Annotated in this window: 1 protein-coding gene and 1 pseudogene; both read left to right on the top strand. The window is 45.4% G+C overall.

What is annotated here, in order from left to right:
• Positions 1–339 (top strand): annotated as a pseudogene (locus R8N28_RS25940) (lipase); the annotation flags it as partial.
• 12 nt (positions 340–351) lie between these two features.
• On the top strand, positions 352–1,174 hold an 823-nt coding region (locus tag R8N28_RS25935; RefSeq protein WP_318183749.1), incomplete at its 3' end, for a lipase secretion chaperone.

The raw sequence follows: 1,174 nt of genomic DNA, 5'->3' as shown, positions 1-1,174 counted from the left end.
CACTACCCTGAAGGTATTCCAACCAGCGAATGTGGCGACGGTGATTTACTGGCACCAAACGGCGTGTATTACTACTCATGGACCGGATCATCCACTTTTTCCAACGTTTTCGATCCGACAGACGCAGCCATGATGGTACTCGGCTTGGCATTCGATGGGCCAAACGATGGGCTCGTTGGCGCATGCAGCACTCATTTAGGAAAAGTCATTCGTGATGATTACAAAATGAATCACTTGGACGAAATTAACGGTTTACTCGGTATCCACCATCTTTTTGAAACCGACCCCGTCACGCTGTATCGCCAGCATGCGAATCGTTTGAAACTGCAAGGTCTGTAACAGGAGTTCCCCATGAAGAAAGTCGCTCTTATCGCTGTGCCCATTCTTTCGCTTCTCGGTGTGGGAGCGGCTTCCCTCTACGTATCGGACTCACCACAATCCAAGATGGCTCAATCGCAACATGACACTGCTATCGACCTCTCCTCTCAGAAAGACTTTTTTGAGTACTCATTAAGTGGTTTGGGGGAACATAGCCTTGAAGAAATCCAAGAAAATATTGAAGAAAGTATCTCGCAGCAAAACTCACTAGGCATTGATGTTGAGTTGTTTCAAACCTATCTCGCGTACAAACGGGCGCTTTCTAAATTAGAACCACTTGAAGATACGACGTTGTCATTAAGCCAACTGCAACGGCTGAATGAAGCCATTCTAAATTTGCAACTTGAATACTTTAACGATCAACAGATTTCCCAACTCTTTGATGAAGAAAATCGACTACGCCAACTCGCAATAGAGAAACTGGCGATTAAAACGTACGAGCAAGACTCTGATTCTCAGCAACTACTACTCAACCAAGCGTTATCTGAACAACCTGAGTACATCCAGCAAAGTGAACGCAACAATGCCTTGACGAGGCAACTCGACCAAACCGAATTACTCAGTTCACAGGATAAGTATCTCGCTCGCGTCGAGTTGGTAGGAGAAGAAGGCGCGCAAAGGCTGCAAAAATTGGATGAACAACGAGCGACGTTTGAAATAGAGCTGACAAATTACCTAGAAAAACGTGCAGATATTCTTGATGATGAATTTTTGGGTCGCGAACAGAAGCAGTTAGAAATTGCTAATTTGAGGAAGCAAAGCTTCGAGACAACGCAATGGCGCCGTATCGAAGCCT

It is taken from the genome of Vibrio sp. Vb1554, assembly GCF_033344235.1.
The sequence above is the reverse complement of the archived record's forward strand: the minus strand, read 5'-3'. Positions and strand labels throughout refer to the sequence as shown.